Origin of the sequence: Nocardioides xinjiangensis (genome assembly GCF_017916385.1) — a bacterium.
Lineage (GTDB): Bacteria > Actinomycetota > Actinomycetes > Propionibacteriales > Nocardioidaceae > Nocardioides > Nocardioides xinjiangensis.
The window spans coordinates 3019618-3035775 of the sequence record NZ_JAFMSW010000001.1 but is presented as its reverse complement, the minus strand read 5'-3'; the positions used below and the strand labels follow the sequence as shown (position 1 = coordinate 3035775).

At 72.6% G+C, this 16158-nt stretch carries 15 protein-coding genes; 5 read left to right on the top strand and 10 right to left on the bottom strand.

Going from position 1 to position 16158, the window contains the following annotated elements; genetic code table 11:
* Positions 1 to 7: 7 nt before the first annotated feature.
* On the bottom strand, positions 8 to 1816 hold the full coding sequence (locus tag J3P32_RS14345; RefSeq protein ID WP_210440458.1) for a 3-hydroxyacyl-CoA dehydrogenase family protein: 1809 nt from the start codon (positions 1814 to 1816) through the stop codon (positions 8 to 10).
* Positions 1817 to 1950: 134 nt separating this feature from the next.
* Here J3P32_RS14345 and nucS point away from each other — a divergent pair, with 134 nt between their 5' ends.
* A complete protein-coding gene (nucS, locus tag J3P32_RS14340) occupies positions 1951 to 2637 on the top strand; it encodes an endonuclease NucS (RefSeq protein ID WP_210440457.1) in 687 nt (228 codons plus the stop codon).
* On the top strand, positions 2637 to 3080 hold the full coding sequence (locus J3P32_RS14335) for a DUF952 domain-containing protein (RefSeq protein WP_210440456.1): 444 nt from the start codon (positions 2637 to 2639) through the stop codon (positions 3078 to 3080). Before nucS ends, J3P32_RS14335 begins: the two co-directional genes overlap by 1 nt.
* Positions 3081 to 3129: 49 nt before the next feature.
* Here the strand turns inward: J3P32_RS14335 and J3P32_RS14330 are convergent, their stop codons facing one another.
* The 5 genes from J3P32_RS14330 to J3P32_RS14310 form a co-directional block, all read right to left on the bottom strand.
* Positions 3130 to 3369: a hypothetical protein gene (locus tag J3P32_RS14330; RefSeq protein ID WP_210440842.1), complete on the bottom strand. Its 240-nt coding sequence runs from the start codon at positions 3367 to 3369 to the stop codon at positions 3130 to 3132.
* A 31-nt stretch (positions 3370 to 3400) separates the two neighbouring features.
* A complete protein-coding gene (locus tag J3P32_RS14325; protein ID WP_210440455.1) occupies positions 3401 to 4021 on the bottom strand; it encodes a histidine phosphatase family protein in 621 nt (206 codons plus the stop codon).
* On the bottom strand, positions 4014 to 4943 hold the full coding sequence (locus J3P32_RS14320) for an FAD-dependent oxidoreductase (protein WP_210440454.1): 930 nt from the start codon (positions 4941 to 4943) through the stop codon (positions 4014 to 4016). The genes J3P32_RS14325 and J3P32_RS14320 overlap by 8 nt, the downstream gene beginning before the upstream one ends.
* A 21-nt stretch (positions 4944 to 4964) precedes the next feature.
* Positions 4965 to 7001 (bottom strand): protein meaA, encoded by a 2037-nt coding sequence (locus J3P32_RS14315; protein WP_210440453.1) that lies wholly within the window; start codon positions 6999 to 7001, stop codon positions 4965 to 4967.
* 69 nt (positions 7002 to 7070) lie between these two features.
* Positions 7071 to 7379, bottom strand: a complete 309-nt coding sequence (locus J3P32_RS14310) for an STAS domain-containing protein (protein ID WP_210440452.1) — start codon at positions 7377 to 7379, stop codon at positions 7071 to 7073.
* 133 nt (positions 7380 to 7512) lie between these two features.
* Between J3P32_RS14310 and J3P32_RS14305 the strand changes: the two genes are divergently transcribed.
* Positions 7513 to 8112, top strand: coding sequence for a cob(I)yrinic acid a,c-diamide adenosyltransferase (locus tag J3P32_RS14305; protein WP_210440451.1), 600 nt, complete (start codon positions 7513 to 7515; stop codon positions 8110 to 8112).
* Positions 8113 to 8206: 94 nt separating this feature from the next.
* A complete protein-coding gene (locus tag J3P32_RS14300; RefSeq protein WP_210440450.1) occupies positions 8207 to 11359 on the top strand; it encodes a DEAD/DEAH box helicase in 3153 nt (1050 codons plus the stop codon).
* Positions 11360 to 11384: 25 nt separating this feature from the next.
* Here J3P32_RS14300 and J3P32_RS14295 read toward each other — a convergent pair whose 3' ends face one another.
* A complete protein-coding gene (locus J3P32_RS14295) occupies positions 11385 to 12584 on the bottom strand; it encodes an MFS transporter (RefSeq protein ID WP_210440449.1) in 1200 nt (399 codons plus the stop codon).
* Positions 12585 to 12670: 86 nt separating this feature from the next.
* On the opposite strand from J3P32_RS14295, the gene J3P32_RS14290 reads away from it, so the two are divergent.
* A complete protein-coding gene (locus J3P32_RS14290) occupies positions 12671 to 13762 on the top strand; it encodes a LacI family DNA-binding transcriptional regulator (RefSeq protein WP_210440448.1) in 1092 nt (363 codons plus the stop codon).
* Here the strand turns inward: J3P32_RS14290 and J3P32_RS14285 are convergent.
* From J3P32_RS14285 to atpD, 3 genes are all read right to left on the bottom strand, one after another.
* A complete protein-coding gene (locus J3P32_RS14285) occupies positions 13759 to 14202 on the bottom strand; it encodes a DUF2550 domain-containing protein (RefSeq protein ID WP_210440447.1) in 444 nt (147 codons plus the stop codon). The two genes, J3P32_RS14290 and J3P32_RS14285, sit on opposite strands and share 4 nt — an antisense overlap.
* 79 nt (positions 14203 to 14281) lie before the next feature.
* The gene (locus J3P32_RS14280; protein ID WP_210440446.1) at positions 14282 to 14692 is read right to left on the bottom strand and encodes a F0F1 ATP synthase subunit epsilon; all 411 of its coding nucleotides are present in this window, start codon (positions 14690 to 14692) and stop codon (positions 14282 to 14284) included.
* Positions 14692 to 16149, bottom strand: coding sequence for a F0F1 ATP synthase subunit beta (atpD, locus tag J3P32_RS14275; RefSeq protein ID WP_210440445.1), 1458 nt, complete (start codon positions 16147 to 16149; stop codon positions 14692 to 14694). Before atpD ends, J3P32_RS14280 begins: the two co-directional genes overlap by 1 nt.
* Positions 16150 to 16158 lie beyond the last annotated feature (9 nt).

Sequence of the window (16158 nt, the reverse complement as noted above, 5' to 3'; positions counted from 1 at the left end):
GCGTACGTCAGCGGCTGCTGTAGTCCCGGAACCCGCGGCCGGTCTTGCGGCCGAGGTAGCCGGCGGTGACGAGGTGCTCGAGGAGCGGCGCCGGCGCGAACCCCGGCTCGCGGAACTCCAGGTAGAGCTCCCTCTGGATCGCCAGGGACACGTCGTTGCCCACGACGTCGAGCAGCTCGAAGGGGCCCATCGGGAGGGCACAGCCCTGCTTCATGGCGGTGTCGATGTCGTCGGCGGTCGCGTAGTGCGCCTCGAGCATCTTGACCGCGTCGTTGAGGTAGGGGAACAGCAGCGCGTTGACGATGAAGCCGGCGCGGTCGCCGCACCGCACGGGCACCTTGCCGATCCGCTCGCAGAGGGCCAGGACGGTCTCGGTGACGTCCTCGTCGGTCGCGACCGTGGAGACCACCTCGACCAGCTTCATCACGCTGGCCGGGTTGAAGAAGTGCATGCCGACGACGTCCTGCGGACGGTTGGTGACCTTCGCCATCGCGATGATCGGCAGCGACGACGTCGTGGTGGCGAGGATGGCGCCCGCACCGCCGCGGCCGCCCCGGCAGATCTCGTCCAGGTTCTCGAAGAGCGTGGTCTTGACCGCGAGGTCCTCGGCGATCGCCTCGACCACGAGGTCGACGTCGGCGAGGTCGTCGAGCGAGGTGGTGCCACGCACGCGACCCAGCACCGCGGTCTTCTCCTCCTCGGTCGCCCGGCCACGCTGGACCTGCTTGTCCATGCTCCTGCTGATCGCGGCGACCACGCCGTCGACCTTGTCCTGGCTGCGCCCCGTGAAGAGCACGTCGTGGCCGGCTCGCGCGAAGACCTCGACGATGCCCGCGGCCATGGTCCCGGTGCCGACGACCCCCACGAGCCGGATGTCGTGGCGCAGCTGGGGCTTGTCGGCCTCGCTGGGCGTGTGCACGTCGGGCACCACCACGGGCGAGTCGGGCGCCTCGTAGGTGTAGAAGCCGCGGCCCGACTTGCGGCCGAGCAGGCCCGCGGTGACGTACTGCTTGAGGATCGGCGCCGGTGCGTGCAGCCGGTCGCGGCCCTGCTTGTACATCGTGTCGAGGATCTCGTACGCGGTGTCGAGGCCGATCAGGTCGAGCAGGGCCAGCGGGCCCATCGGATAGCCGCACCCGAAGCGCATCGCGGCGTCGATGTCCTCGCGCGAGGCGTACTTGGCCTCGTACATCGCGACCGCGTGGTTCAGGTACCCGAAGAGCAGCGTGTTCGCGATGAAGCCGGCCTTGTCGCCGCACACGACCGGGTTCTTGCCCATGCCGACCAGGAGGCGCTGGACGTCGGCCAGGACGTCGGGCTCGGTGACGACGGTGCGGATGATCTCGACGAGGTCCTGCACCGGGGCGGGGTTGAAGAAGTGCACCCCGACGACGCGACCCGGGCGCGCGTTGGCGGTCGAGATCTCGGTGACGCTGAGGGAGGAGGTGTTGGTCGCCAGCACCGCGTCCGGACGCACGACGGAGTCGAGGGTGCGGAAGATCGACTTCTTCACCTCGAGGGACTCCACGACCGCCTCCACCACGAGGTCGGCGTCGGCGAGGTCCTCCATCCGGGTCGTCAGGGTGATCCGGCCCAGCAGCTCGGCCTGCTCGTCCTCGGCCATCTTGCCGCGCTTCACCGCGCGCCCGGTCGAGTGCTCGAGGTGCTGGCGACCCCGCTCGACCGCGCCGTCGTTGACCTCGACGCCGATCACCCGCCGCCCGTTGCGGGCGAAGACCTCCGCGATCCCGGCGCCCATCGTGCCCAGGCCGATGACGCCGATCGTGGTGAACTCGCGGGTAGCGGTCTCAGTCATGGGGGCATGCTCCCACGGCGCCGGAGCACCGTCCGTGTGGGAAGCGTCACTCGTCCGGGTGGTCGCACCGCGCACGACGACCGCGCGGGGGCGTACGTCGGCCACGCCCGCGGGCCACGGTAGATTCGCCCGTCGTGAGGATCGTCGTCGCACGCTGCCAGGTGGACTACGCGGGGCGGCTGACCGCCCACCTGCCGCTCGCCACCCGCGTCCTGATGCTCAAGTCCGACGGCTCCGTGCTCATCCACTCCGACGGCGGCTCCTACAAGCCGCTCAACTGGATGTCGCCGCCCTGCACGGTGCGCGAGGGTGTGGCGGAGGACGGTCGCGCCGAGTGGCTGGTCTCCGCGACCAAGACCGACGACACCCTGCGCATCCTCATCGACGAGGTCCTGCACGACAGCTCCCACGACCTCGGCATCGACCCCGGCCTGCAGAAGGACGGCGTGGAGAAGCACCTCCAGGAGCTGCTCGCCGAGCACCCGGCGAGCCTGGCCGACGGGCTCACCCTGGTCCGTCGCGAGTACATGACGGCGATCGGCCCGGTGGACCTCATGTGCCGCGACGCCGACGGGGTCTGCGTGGCGGTCGAGGTCAAGCGGCGCGGCGAGATCGACGGCGTCGAGCAGCTCACCCGCTACCTCGAGCTGCTCAACCGCGACCCCCTGCTCTGCACCAACGGTCCCGTGCGCGGCATCTTCGCCGCCCAGGAGATCAGGCCGCAGGCGCGGGTGCTGGCAGCGGACCGCGGCATCGCCTGTGCCTTCGTCGACTACGACGCGCTGCGCGGGATGGACGACGCCGAGCACCGGCTGTTCTGATGCCCGACGCCGTCCCCGAGCGCATCTTCCACATCGCCACGGCCGCGGACTGGCGGCGGGCGGTGGCGACGGGCAGGTACACCACCTCGACGGTGGGCCGGACCCTGGACGAGGTCGGCTTCATCCACGCGTGCCGCCGCGACCAGGTACGAGCGGTGTTCGACCGCTACTACGCCTCGCTGGGCGAGGACCTGGTCCTGCTGACGATCGACCCCGCCCGGCTGACCGCGGCCAGGGTCGTGCTCGAGCCCGTCGGGGACGACATCTACCCGCACGTCCACGGACCGCTCGAGCGCGACGCGGTGGTCGGGGTCGCACCGCTCGACCGCCGCGGGCGCCCGCAGACGCTGACGTCGCTGTGGGTGCGGGGCATGGCCCGCCGGATGGGCGTCGCCCTGGTGGTCATGGTGATCGTCACCGTCCTGGTGCTCGCCCTCACCTGACGCCTGGGCCCAGGCGGGCTCAGGCGGGCTCAGGCGGGCCCGGGGGGGCTCAGGCGGCCCGGTCGCCGCGCTTCCTGGCCGGCTTGACGTCCATCTTGACGTCCATCTTCACGTCCACCTTGACGTCCACCTTGACCAGCCGGCGCTTCTTCACCGTGTAGCCCGGGGGCAGCGTCCCCTCCTTGAGCATGCGCAGCGGGCAGCGCTTGCACTTCGTCGAGGAGACGCAGCACTTCTTCTTGGGCAGCTTGGCGACCTTCGCCTTGCCCGCGCCCTTCTTGGAACCCACGCCTGCACCCTAGCCCAGAGTGAGGCAAGCCTTACCTCGCATCCCGGCTGGCGATCCCGGCCCAGGAGCGGCACACCCAGCCGTCGGCGTCGCCCTCCAGGGCCACGACGTCGCAGTGGCCGAGCGGCACGTCGAGGGCGTGAGCGGGATCGAGGTTGCGTGCCAGCGCCGGGACGGCGGCGCAGACGGCCCCGCCGTGGCTGACCACCAGGACGGCCTCGCCGCGATGGGTGTCGGCGACCTCCTGCAGCACGGCAGCGACCCGAGCGACCACCTCCGCGCCGCTCTCCGCGCCCGGGACGCGTGCGTCGAGGTCCCCTGCGAGCCAGGCCCCGAACGTGTCGCGGAACGGGTCGGGATCGCCGGTGCCCCCGGCATGGTCGCCGACCCCGAACTCGCGCAGCCCCTCGCGGACGACGACGTCGACGCCGAGCACGGCGGCAGCGACCTCGGCGGTCTGGACCGCCCGGGCCATCGGGCTCGACCACACGGCGGCGACGCGCTCCCCGGCGAGCCGGTCGGCCAGGGCACGCGCCTGCTGACGTCCCAGCGGGCTCAGCCAGCCGCCGGAGTCGCTGACCAGCTCGCTCTCGTAGCGGGCCTCACCGTGCCGGGCCACGAACACCCGGGCGGCGCACTGCAGGTCAGCCACGCGCCAGCGCCACGACGTCGTCCGCGCAGCCCCACGACAGCGTCACGCCCGCTCCGCCGTGGCCGTAGCAGTGCACCACCTCGCCGACTCGCTCGAGCCGGACCTCCGGCCGGGCCGGGCGCAGCCCGACCTTGTGCCGGAGCACGCGGGCACCCTCGAGCGCCGGGACCAGCGCCGTGGCGCGGTGCAGCACCTGCTCGGCCACGGCGGGGTCCGGCGTACGGCTCCACTCACCCTCAAGGTCGGTTCCGCCGAGCACGATCTCCCGGGCTCGGGGCACGACGTACGTCAGCCCGGCGGCGTCCAGGGTCCAGCGATCCAGCCCCACCTGCTCCACGACGACCACCTGGCCGCGCACGGGCTGCACCGTCCGGTCGGCGCCGAAGTGCCGGGCGCCGAGCCCGGTCGCGTTGACGACGAGGCTGCCGTCGGCGGGCAGCGCCGACAGGTTCATCCGGGTCAGCGTGCCGCCGAGCTCCTCCACCCGCGCGACCAGCCAGCGCAGGTGGACCGGCATGTCGACCACCGGGCTCACGAACGTCCATCCGTCGGCGTAGCCCGGTGGCAGCGCGGTCTCCCGGTCGAGGGCGGGCACGGCCTCGCGCCACCACGGGTCAGGACGGGGCTCGGTGAGCACCTCCGTGCCGGTGAGCATCCGCACGCCGGTGCGCTCGTCGCCGGCCAGCCTCGCGAAGGCGTCGTACGACGTCCTGGCCCAGGCGGTCACCCGGTCCTGCGGCAGCGCGCGGTAGGGGTACCAGAGCGCCGCCGCGACCGCGGACGTGGTCTCGAGCGGCAGGTCGCGCGCCACCACGTCGACGCGGTGGCCCGCCTCGAGCAGCCGCACCGCGCACGTCAGTCCCACCACCCCGGCACCGACCACGATGACGCGCCGCGCGGGACCGGTCGAGGCAGCAGGCATGTCGGCAGTCTGCCAGCCCGGTCAGTCCAGGTCGTTGGCCTTGCGGATCACGTCGACGAAGCCGTCCATGATCTCGGTCAGGCCGAAGTCCTTCGGGGTGTAGACGGCCGCCACGCCGCGCTCGACCAGCGCCTTGGCGTCCGAGCCCGGGATGATCCCGCCGACGATGACCGGCACGTCGTCCAGGCCGGCCGCCGCCAGGCCGTCGAGCACGTCGGGCACGAGCTCCATGTGCGAGCCGGACAGGATCGACAGGCCGACCAGGTGCACGTCCTCCGCGACCGCTGCAGCGACGATCTGGTCCGGGGTGAGCCGGATGCCCTGGTAGATCACCTCGAAGCCGGCGTCGCGGGCCCGCACGGCCACCTGCTCGGCACCGTTGGAGTGGCCGTCGAGACCGGGCTTGCCGACCAGCACGCGCAGCCGGCCGCCCAGCTCCTCGCCCGTCGCCCGGACCCGCTCGCGGACGGCCGCCAACTCGGCTCCGGCCTCGGCGACGCCGACCGCTCCGGACACACCGGTCGGTGCACGGAACTCGCCGAACACCTCGCGCAGCGTTCCGGCCCACTCCCCCGTCGTGGCGCCGGCGCGCGCGGCGGCCAGCGTCGGCCGCATGAGGTTGGTCCCGGTCTTCGCCGCCTCGGCGAGCGCGGCCAGCGCGGTGGCCACCTCCGCCTCGTCGCGCTCGGCCTTCCACGCCTCGAGGCTGGCGAGCGCCGCCCGCTCCGCCTCGGGGTCCGCGGTCTGGATGGCCGCGTCGAGGTCGGCGGTCAGCGGCGAGGGCTCCGTGGTCTGGAACCTGTTGACGCCGACGACGACCTCCTCGCCCGACTCGATCCGCGCCCGGCGGGCGGCGTGCGCGGAGACCAGGTTCTGCTTCATGTAGCCCGACTCGACGGCGGCGATCGCGCCTCCCATCGCCTGCACCCGGTCGATCTCCGCCCGGGCGCCCTCCACCAGCTCGGCCACCTTGGCCTCGATGACGTGGCTGCCCGCGAAGATGTCGTCGTACTCCAGGAGGTCCGACTCGAAGGCGAGCACCTGCTGGAACCGCAGGGACCACTGCTGGTCCCACGGCCGCGGCAGGCCGAGCGCCTCGTTCCAGGCGGGCAGCTGCACGGCCCGGGCGCGGGCGTCCTTGGACAGGGTCACGCCGAGCATCTCCAGCACGATGCGCTGCACGTTGTTCTCCGGCTGGGCCTCGGTCAGGCCGAGCGAGTTGACCTGCACGCCGTAGCGGAAGCGCCGCATCTTCGGGTCGGTCACGCCGTAGCGCTCACGGGTGATCTCGTCCCACAGCCGGACGAACGCCCGCATCTTGCAGGTCTCCTCGACGAACCGGACGCCGGCGTTGACGAAGAACGAGATGCGGCCGACGACCTTCTCGAAGTCCTCGTCGGAGACCTGCCCGGAGCTGCGCACCTGGTCGAGCACGGCGATCGCGGTGCACAGGGCGTACGCCAGCTCCTGCACGGGCGTCGCACCGGCCTCCTGCAGGTGGTAGCTGCAGATGTTGATCGGGTTCCACTTCGGGATCTCGTGGACGGTGTAGGCGATCATGTCGCTGATGAGCCGCAGCGACTGCTGCGGTCCGAACACGTACGTCCCCCGTGACAGGTACTCCTTGATGATGTCGTTCTGGGTGGTGCCCGCGAGCAGGTGGGCCACCTCGTCGGGCGCGAGCCCGGGGTTCTGCTCCTCGGCCACCACCTGGTACATCGCGAGCAGCCACATGGCCGTCGCGTTGATCGTCATCGACGTGTTCATCTCGGTGAGCGGGATGTCGCGGAAGAGCTTGCGCATCTCGCCCAGGTGCGGGACGGGCACGCCGACCTTGCCGACCTCGCCGCGGCTCAGCGGGCTGTCGGGGTCGTAGCCGGTCTGCGTCGGCAGGTCGAACGCGACGCTGAGCCCCGTCTGTCCCTTGGCGAGGTTCGTGCGGTACAGGGCGTTGGACGCCTCGGCGGTGGAGTGACCGGCGTAGGTCCGCATCACCCAGGGGCGGTCCTTCTCGCGACCCGGCGGCCTGGCCGCGGCTGCTGCCGGCGAATCCGTCATGGCGACACAGTAGGGCGGCGGTTACCGGCGAGTCACCGGGCTACAGGTGTGACGGATGCCTCACGGCGCTCAGGCGGTGGCGGCCACCCGCTCGACCTCGATCGCGTGCGCGAGCCTGGTCAGGTGCGCCATCCGGCGCACCGCCGGGCCGGGGTTGCGCACCGTGAGGTGGTGGCCGGAGAGCCAGGCGGCGCGGGTCGCCACGGCGAGCAGCCGCAGCGCGGTGGCGTCGATGGCGGTCACGTCGCTCATGTCGATGACGACGTCGCCCTCGCCCACCTCGAGGCGCTCGTAGATGGCGCTGCGGACCTTCCCCGTGCTGCGCACGTCAAAGTCGCCGTGCAGGACGAGAGTGTGACCGTCGACGACGATGTCCATCCGGTGCTCCTCACCGGCGTCCCCCGACGCCGTGGCGGTGACTGCTGTCACTCCTACAGACGCAGTTGTACCCCGGCCGGTTGCCTCCATACCCGAACCCGTGCGGCGAGTCCCTGGGGCTAGGCTCCGCCGCATGGTCAACCTCACGCGCATCTACACCCGCACCGGCGACGGCGGGCGGACCCGGCTCGGCGACATGAGCGAGACCTCCAAGACCGACCTGCGGCTCGAGGCGTACGCGTGCGTCGACGAGGGCAACGCCCACATCGGCGTCGCGCTCGCGCACAGCGCCGTCGACGGAAGCCTCGACGAGGACGTGGTCGCCGTCCTCACGCGCGTGCAGAACGACCTCTTCGACGTCGGCGCCGACTTCTCCACGCCGGTGGTGGCTCCCGACGACCCGGAGCAGCCAAAGTACCCGCCGCTGCGCGTCGAGCAGGGCTACGTGGACCGCCTGGAGGGATGGTGCGACCACTACAACGCCGAGCTGCCGGCGCTGCGCTCCTTCATCCTCAACGGCGGCACGCTCGGAGCGGCGCACCTCCACGTGGCGCGCACGGTCGTACGCCGCGCCGAGCGCGCCGGCTGGGCGGCGTGGGCCGAGCACGAGGACACCATGAACCTCCTGGCCATCACCTACCTCAACCGCCTCTCCGACCTGCTCTTCATCCTCGCCCGGCACGCCAACCGCGAGCGTGGCGACGTGCTGTGGGTGCCCGGCGGGGAACGCTGACGGCACGACCCGGGGCGTTCCCGGCACAGCGCCCGCCGCCTGCTGTGGAGAGCGCCCGACCGGCGTGGGTGGCCGGTGACACGATGGGTGCCTCATGGACATCCGCCGCTCCCTCACCGACGCCTACCTGGCCGGCTTCTTCGACGACGGCACGCTGTCGCGTGCCCGGGCCTACCAGGACGCCGTCGAGGAGCTGGCGGTGGTCCACGAGACCGACAGCAGCCTGACCGCGACGGCGGCGGTGCGGGGCAGCGCCCCCGACCCCTACCGGGTGCAGTTCCACGCCGAGGTCCACGCCGCCGCGGACTGGGTGTTCAGCGCCTGCTCGTGCCCGGTCGGGCGGATGTGCAAGCACGGCGCCGCCGTGGCACTGCGCCTGCGCGAGCCCGCGCCCGCGCCGCGCCCGGCGGACCCTCCGTGGCGCCGGCACCTCGCGCGCCTCGGCGACGAGCTCGAGGCACGGGCCAGGTCGACGCTCTCCGGCCAGCGGCTCGGGCTCGAGGTCTCCCGCAGGGCGGCGGTGCGCTGGTCGCGCAGCTCCGGCGGCGACCTGACGATGCGTCCGGTCCGTCCGGGCGCCCGCCGCGGCTGGGCACGCAGCGGCGCCGAGTGGAGCGACCTCGCCGGGCCGGTCGCGCTGTCGCGGTTCGTGCCCGCGCAGGTCGAGGCGCTGCAGGCCCTGCACCGGGCGCTGGTGTCGCGGCACGCGTACTTCGCCGCGGGCGCGGCTCCGCGACTCGACGACTACGGCGACCACCTCGTCCCGGGGCTGCGCGCTGCCGTCGCGGCCGGGGTGACCCTGGTCGCCGGCGCCGGGGTGTCCTCGGTGCGGCTGAGCGACGCTCCGGCCCAGGCCGTCGCGGACCTGACCCAGCCCGAGGGCCGGCCGACGCTCGTGACGTGGGTGCAGGTGGGCGACGCGCGCTGGCGCGGGGGCGCGGTCGTGCCCGTGGGGCGACCCGCGACGTCGGTCGGGCTGCTCGACGGTGACGACCTGGTCCTGGCCGACCTCTCCGAGCCGTGCCCCGACGCGGTGATGGAGCTCGTGCTCGGCGATCCCGTGGTCGCGGAGCCGACGGACCGGGCGGCGTTCCTGGAGGCCGTGGGCCCGCTGGCGCGCGTGGCCCGGGTCGCGTCGTCCGACGGCTCGCTCGAGCCGCCCGCTCCCCCGCGTCCGCGACTGGTCCTCACCGTCACCTGGCAGGCGGCGGTGCACGCCACGCTGCACTGGGCGTGGCGCTACGGCGAGCGGCGCACCGCCCTGGCGAGCGAGGACCCGCTCGGCGGTGTCCGCGACCCCGACGCCGAGCGCGCGGTGCTGGCGGGCGTCCCCGACGGGCTGACGACGACGACCGAGATCGCGGGCGGTGACGCGCTCGCCCTCGCCCTGCACGACCTGCCCCACCTGCGGACCCTGCCCGACCTCGAGGTGGAGGAGCGGGAGCCGCCCGTCTTCCGGGAGTCGACCGCCGACCCCGAGATCGCCTTCACCGTGGCCGCGGCACCTCCCGGGCATACCGACTGGCTCGACCTCGAGGTGCACGTCACCGTCGACGGCGAGCAGGTCCCGCTCTCCGACGTGCTCGCGGCCGTGACCCGGGACGAGCGCTACCTGGTGCTGCCCAGCGGCACCTACGTCGCGCTCGACCGGCCGGAGTTCGCCCGGCTGCACGAGGTGGTCGCCCTCGCCGCCCAGCTGCGCGAGTCCGATCCCGACCGGGTGCGCGTGGGGGCCGCCGACCTCGGCGTGTGGGCCGAGCTCGCCGACCTCGGCGTGGTGGACGAGCAGGCAGCCGCGTGGGCCGAGCGGGCCACCGCGCTGCGCGACGTCCAGGAGCTCCCGCGACCCGAGCCCGTCGGCCTGGCGACGACGCTGCGCCCCTACCAGCTCGAGGGGTTCTGGTGGCTGGCGTTCCTGCGCGAGCACGGGCTCGGCGGGATCCTCGCCGACGACATGGGGCTCGGCAAGACGCTGCAGGTGCTCGCCCTGGTGCAGCACGCGGTCGCCACCGGTGCCGACTCGCCCTTCCTGGTCGTCGCCCCGACCAGCGTCGTGACGGCGTGGCGGCAGCAGGCGGTGATGCACGCCCCCGGCCTCCGCGTGGGCGTCGTGGGCCGGCGCACCGACGACGTCGCGGCGGTCGCCGACTCCAGCGACGTCGTGGTGACCACCTACGCCCTGCTGCGGCTGGAGCGACAGCAGTTCACCGCCCGTCACTGGAGCGGGCTGGTGCTCGACGAGGCGCAGCAGGTCAAGAACCACCAGGGCAAGACCCATGCCGCCGCCCGGGCCGTCGACGCCGACTTCCGGCTGGCCGTGACGGGCACGCCCTTCGAGAACCGGCTGATGGAGCTGTGGTCGCTGCTCTCCATCACCGCCCCCGGCCTCTACCCCACCTCGCGCCGCTTCCGCGACGTCGTGGTGGGTCCGGTCGAGAGGGACGGCGACGAGGCGGCGCTCAGGCGCTTCCGCACGCGGATCCGGCCCTTCGTCCTCCGGCGCACCAAGGACCTCGTCGCGGCGGAGCTGCCGCCGAAGCAGGAGCAGGTCCTCGAGGTCGAGCTCGAGCCGCGGCACCGCCGGATCTACGACGCCCACCTCGCCAAGGAGCGCCAGCGGATCCTCGGGCTGGTCGAGGACTTCGACCGCAACCGGGTCGCGATCTTCACCGCACTGACCCGGCTGCGGCAGCTCGCCCTCGACCCGGCGCTCGTCGACCCGGACCACGAGCACGTGGGCTCGGCCAAGGTCGACCTGCTCGCCGAGCACCTGGTCGAGATCACCGCGGAGGGTCACCGGGCACTCGTGTTTAGCACCTTCACGACCTACCTGCGCCGCGTGCGCGACCGCCTGGGCGACGAGGGCGTCGCCACGGTCTACCTCGACGGCACGACCAGGGACCGCGACGCCGTCATCGAGGCGTTCCGCGGCGGCGAGGCCCCGGTGTTCCTCATCAGCCTGAAGGCCGGCGGCACGGGCCTCACGCTCACCGAGGCCGACTACGTCTTCCTGCTCGACCCCTGGTGGAACCCCGCCGCGGAGGCGCAGGCCGTGGACCGGGCCCACCGGATCGGTCAGGCGCGGCACGTCCACGTCTACCGCCTGGTCGCCGCCGACACCATCGAGGAGAAGGTGATGGCGCTGAAGGCCCGCAAGGCCGAGCTCTTCGCCAAGGTCATCGACGGCGACGGCGCCTCGTCCACGGGCATCACCGCCGACGACGTCCGCCGCCTCTTCGACGACTGACGGCGGCGTCGCGAGGTCGGCAGCCCTACGCGCCGGGCTCCCCGACGCGGTCCACGACCGGCTCGCGCACCGCCCGCCCACCGTGCCGCTCGCGCGCCGAGGGCACCACCAGTGCCGCCGGCATCAGCAGCACGGCGACCACGAGCAGCGCCTTGAGCGTGCCGACCTGGTCGCCGACGAACCCGAGGAGGGGCGGACCGGCGAGGAAGGCGGCGTACCCGATCGTGGAGACGACGCTGACGCGCGAGGCGGCTCGCACGGGGTTGTCGGCCGCAGCGCTCATGCCGACGGGGAAGCCGAGCGAGGCGCCCACCCCCCACAGGACGATGCCCGCCACGACGAGGGCCGGGTGGGTGGCGAAGACGATCAGCAGGACCCCGGCTCCGGCGATCACCATGGTCCCCCACAGCACGAGCACACGACCGAAGCGGTCGATCAGTCCGGTGCCGGCGAACCGGCCGGCCGTCATGGCCAGCACGAACACCGCGAAGCCGGCGACGCCGACCGCGTGCGAGACGTCGTGCCCGTCGACGAGGGCGACCGCGAGCCAGTCGTTGGCGGTGCCCTCGGTCATCGCCAGCGCCAGTACCATCACGCCGATCAGCAGGGTGCGCGGCTCGAGCCAGGCCCGAGCCGCCGAGGTGGCCTGCTGCTCGCGCCGCTCCACGACGGGCAGGAAGGACGGCGACGACCGCCACACGAGGACCACCGACAGCACCACGACGGCCGCCAGGTGCGCGAGCGCGGGGACGTCGATCCGGATGAGCAGCGCTCCCAGCAGCGCGCCTACGACCGTCCCGCCGCTGAAGCCGGCGTGGAAGCGGGGCATGATCGTGCGGCGCAGGCCGCGCTCGACCTCGGCGCCCTCGACGTTCATCGCCACGTCCCACACGCCGATGCCCAGGCCGTAGACGAAGAGGCCCACGACCGTGAGTGCCAGCAGGTGGCCCAGGCCGAGGGCGGCGGCCAGCATCCCGGCGGTGGCCGCAGCCGCCCCGACGCGGACCACGCGGACGGTCCCCCACGCGTTGATCGCGGCACCCGTGGTGGGCAGCGCCAGGACCGACCCCACCGCGATGGCCAGCAGCAGGAGGCCGAGCTGGCCGTTGGTGAGGTCGAAGCTCGAGCGCACCTCGGGGATCCGCGACACCCAGCTCGAGAACACCAGCCCGTTGAGGAAGAACGTCAGCCCGACGGCGTTGCGGGCAGCGGTCAAGGTGGGCACGGGCAGCTCCTCGCAGGCACGAACCAGCTCGGCGGACGGTCGGCGAAACGTTTCGATCGAATCGATTCGATGCTAGCGTGGCCGTCGTGCCCCGTCCAGTTCGCACCTCCCCCGGAACCCCGACCGGAACCCCGGCCGGAACCCCGGCCGGAAGCCCGGCCGGAACCCCGGCCGGGACGCCGGCACGCACGCCCACGCTGGCCGACGTCGCCGCGGCCGCAGAGGTCTCGCTGTCCACGGCGTCGCTCACGTTCTCCGGCAACAAGCCGGTCTCCGAGGCGACCCGCTCGCGCGTGCTCGCCGCGGCCGCCTCGCTGGGCTACACGGGCCCGAACCCCCTGGCACGCAACCTGCGCCGCGGCCGCAGCGGCGTCGTCGGCATCGCGGTCGGCCGGCTCAGCACCGCGTTCAGCGACCCGGCCGCGCTGCCCATGCTCGACGCCATCTCCCAGGTCCTCGACGCCGCCGGCCTCGGGCTGCTGCTCATGCCGGACGACGCCGACCACGTCGGTCTCCCCCTCGACGCCGCGATCTACGACATCTGCGGTCGCGAGACCTGGGGCTCCTACGACGAGCTCGCGGCGCGCGAGGTGCCGATGGTCGTCGTCGAGGGTCCGTCGTGGCCCGGCACCACGTTCATCGACATCGACCACCGCGGCGGTGTCGCGGCCCTCGCCCGCCACCTGCACGACCTGGGTCACCGCCGGGTGGCGATCCTCATGCTCGAGGCGTCACACCCCCAGCGCGAGCGCGAGGCCGGGCTGCGTGAGGTGTTCCCCGACGCCGAGGTCGTCGGTGCGTGCGCCAGCGACATCGGTGCCGCCCAGGCGACGGTCGCCGCGTGGCTCGACGCGGCTCCCGGCGGCAGGCCGGGCGTCACCGCCCTGGTGTGCCAGAGCGACGTGCAGGCCGCCGGCGCCGTGGTGGAGGCCCGCCGCCGCGGCCTCCGCGTGCCGGACGACCTGAGCGTCGCCGGGTTCGACGGGGTGCCCACGCCGTGGCTCGACGTCGACCTGACGACCGTGGCGCAACCGCTGGCCGAGAAGGGACGCGCGACCGCACAGGCGGTCCTCAACCGGATCGCCGGCGCCGAGACGGCCGACGTGGTGCTTCCCGTCGAGCTCCGCCTCGGCGGCTCGACCGGACCCGTCGCTCCCCCGACCGACGTGGCCGGCTAGCGCCGGTTCCAGTCGGTGCCCGGGGGGCCGGACTCCAGCCAGGACTGGAACCCGGTCAACGACGCCTCGCTCATGGCGATCTCGAGCGGCTCGCCGCCGTAGCGGCACGACGCCACCACGTGGCCGTCGTACAGCGACATCTCCTCCGGCCCTGCCGGCGAGCGGCGGCCGGAGTACTCCAGCAGGTCGCGGGCCCAGACCCGCTTGGGTCGCGGCGACAGCGAGAAGATGCGGAACCACTCCAGCGACTGGCCGGAGTAGCGACCGATGCCGAGCAGCCACCCTCGGCCCGGGCGGTCGGACCGGGCCCGGTAGCTGAGCTCGAAGGTGCCGCCGTGGCGGGCGAGGAGGCGGCGCCGGACGATCAGGGAGATGCCGTAGAGCAGGGCGAGGAGCAGGATGAGCCCGACGATGTCGAGCGCCCATTCCCAGACCGGCATCCACACCCCTCGCAACGCAGTGAGCGCACGAACCATGCGGTTCGTGCGCTCACCCTAGCGGTCGGTCGGACGGCTCCTGTCAGGAGGCCCGCTCGACGGCGCGGATCCGTGCCTCGGCACGACGCACGGCCTCCTGGGCCGCGTCGTCGTTCTCGCCGGACGCCTGCGCCCGCTCGAGGTCCTGCCGAGCCTTCTCCAGGTTGATCTCGTGCGACATCTCGGCGCGCTCGGAGAGGATCGAGACGCGGTTGTCGGCCACCGACAGGAAGCCGGCGTCGACAGCGGCGACCCAGGTCTCGCCGTCCACCGTCTGCACGTCCACCACGCCCTCGATGATCGAGGACAGCAGCGGAGCGTGGTTGGGGAGGATGCCGAGGTCGCCTTCGGTCGTGCGGGCGATGACCATGGTGGCCTGGCCCGACCAGACGAGTCGGTCGGCGGCGACCAGCTCGACCTGGAGGGCCTTGTCGGTCGAGGCGTCCGAGGCCATCAGAGGCTCTTCTGGATCTCGGCCCACTTCTGCTCGACGTCGTCCAGACCGCCGCACATGAAGAAGGCCTGCTCGGCCACGTGGTCGTACTCGCCGTCGGCGATCTTGTTGAACGCCTCGATGGTGTCGGCCACCGGGACGGTCGAACCCTCGATGCCGGTGAACTGCTTGGCGACGTAGGTGTTCTGCGACAGGAAGCGCTGGATGCGGCGGGCGCGGCTGACGATGATCTTGTCCTCCTCGGACAGCTCGTCGACACCGAGGATCGCGATGATGTCCTGCAGCTCCTTGTTGCGCTGCAGGATCTGCTTGATCCGGATCGCGCAGCGGTAGTGCTCGTCGCCGATGTACTGCGGGTCGAGGATCCGCGAGGTCGACGTCAGCGGGTCCACCGCCGGGTAGATGCCGAGCGAGGCGATCTCCCGCGAGAGCTCGGTGGTGGCGTCGAGGTGCGCGAACGTCGTGGCCGGCGCCGGGTCGGTGTAGTCGTCGGCCGGGACGTAGATCGCCTGCATCGAGGTGATCGAGTGACCGCGCGTCGAGGTGATGCGCTCCTGGAGCTGGCCCATCTCGTCGGCGAGGTTGGGCTGGTAGCCCACCGCGGACGGCATGCGACCGAGCAGGGTGGACACCTCGGAGCCGGCCTGGGTGAAGCGGAAGATGTTGTCGATGAAGAGCAGCACGTCCTGCTGCTGCACGTCACGGAAGTACTCCGCCATGGTCAGCGCCGACAGGGCGACCCGCAGGCGGGTGCCCGGCGGCTCGTCCATCTGGCCGAAGACGAGGGCGGTCTGCCCCAGCACCCCGGCCTCCTCCATCTCGACGATGAGGTCGTTGCCCTCACGGGTGCGCTCGCCGACACCGGCGAACACCGACACGCCGCCGTGGTCCTTGGCGACGCGGGCGATCATCTCCTGGATCAGCACGGTCTTGCCGACGCCGGCACCGCCGAACAGGCCGATCTTGCCGCCCTGCACGTAGGGGGTCAGCAGGTCGATGACCTTGATGCCGGTCTCGAACATCTGGGTCTTGGCCTCGAGCTGGTCGAAGGCCGGCGCCTTGCGGTGGATGCCCCAGCGCTCGTTGACCTCGAACGTCTCGCCCTCGGCGAGGTTGAGCACGTCGCCGGTGGTGTTGAACACCTTGCCGAGCGTCGCGTCGCCGACGGGCACCGTGATGGACTCACCGGTGTCGCGCACCTGGGCGCCGCGGACCAGGCCGTCGGTCGGGCGCATGGAGATGGCACGCACCATGCCGTCGCCGATGTGCTGGGCCACCTCGAGGATGATCGTCGAGGTCTCGCCACCCAGCGTCAGGTCCACCTCGAGGGCGTTGTAGATGGCCGGCATGGCGTCGGTCGGGAACTCGATGTCCACGACCGGGCCGATGACGCGCGTGATGCGACCGACCGAGCCGGCAGCGCCGCTGGTCGTGGTCTCTTCGACGGTTGCAGTCATGTCTCTCTT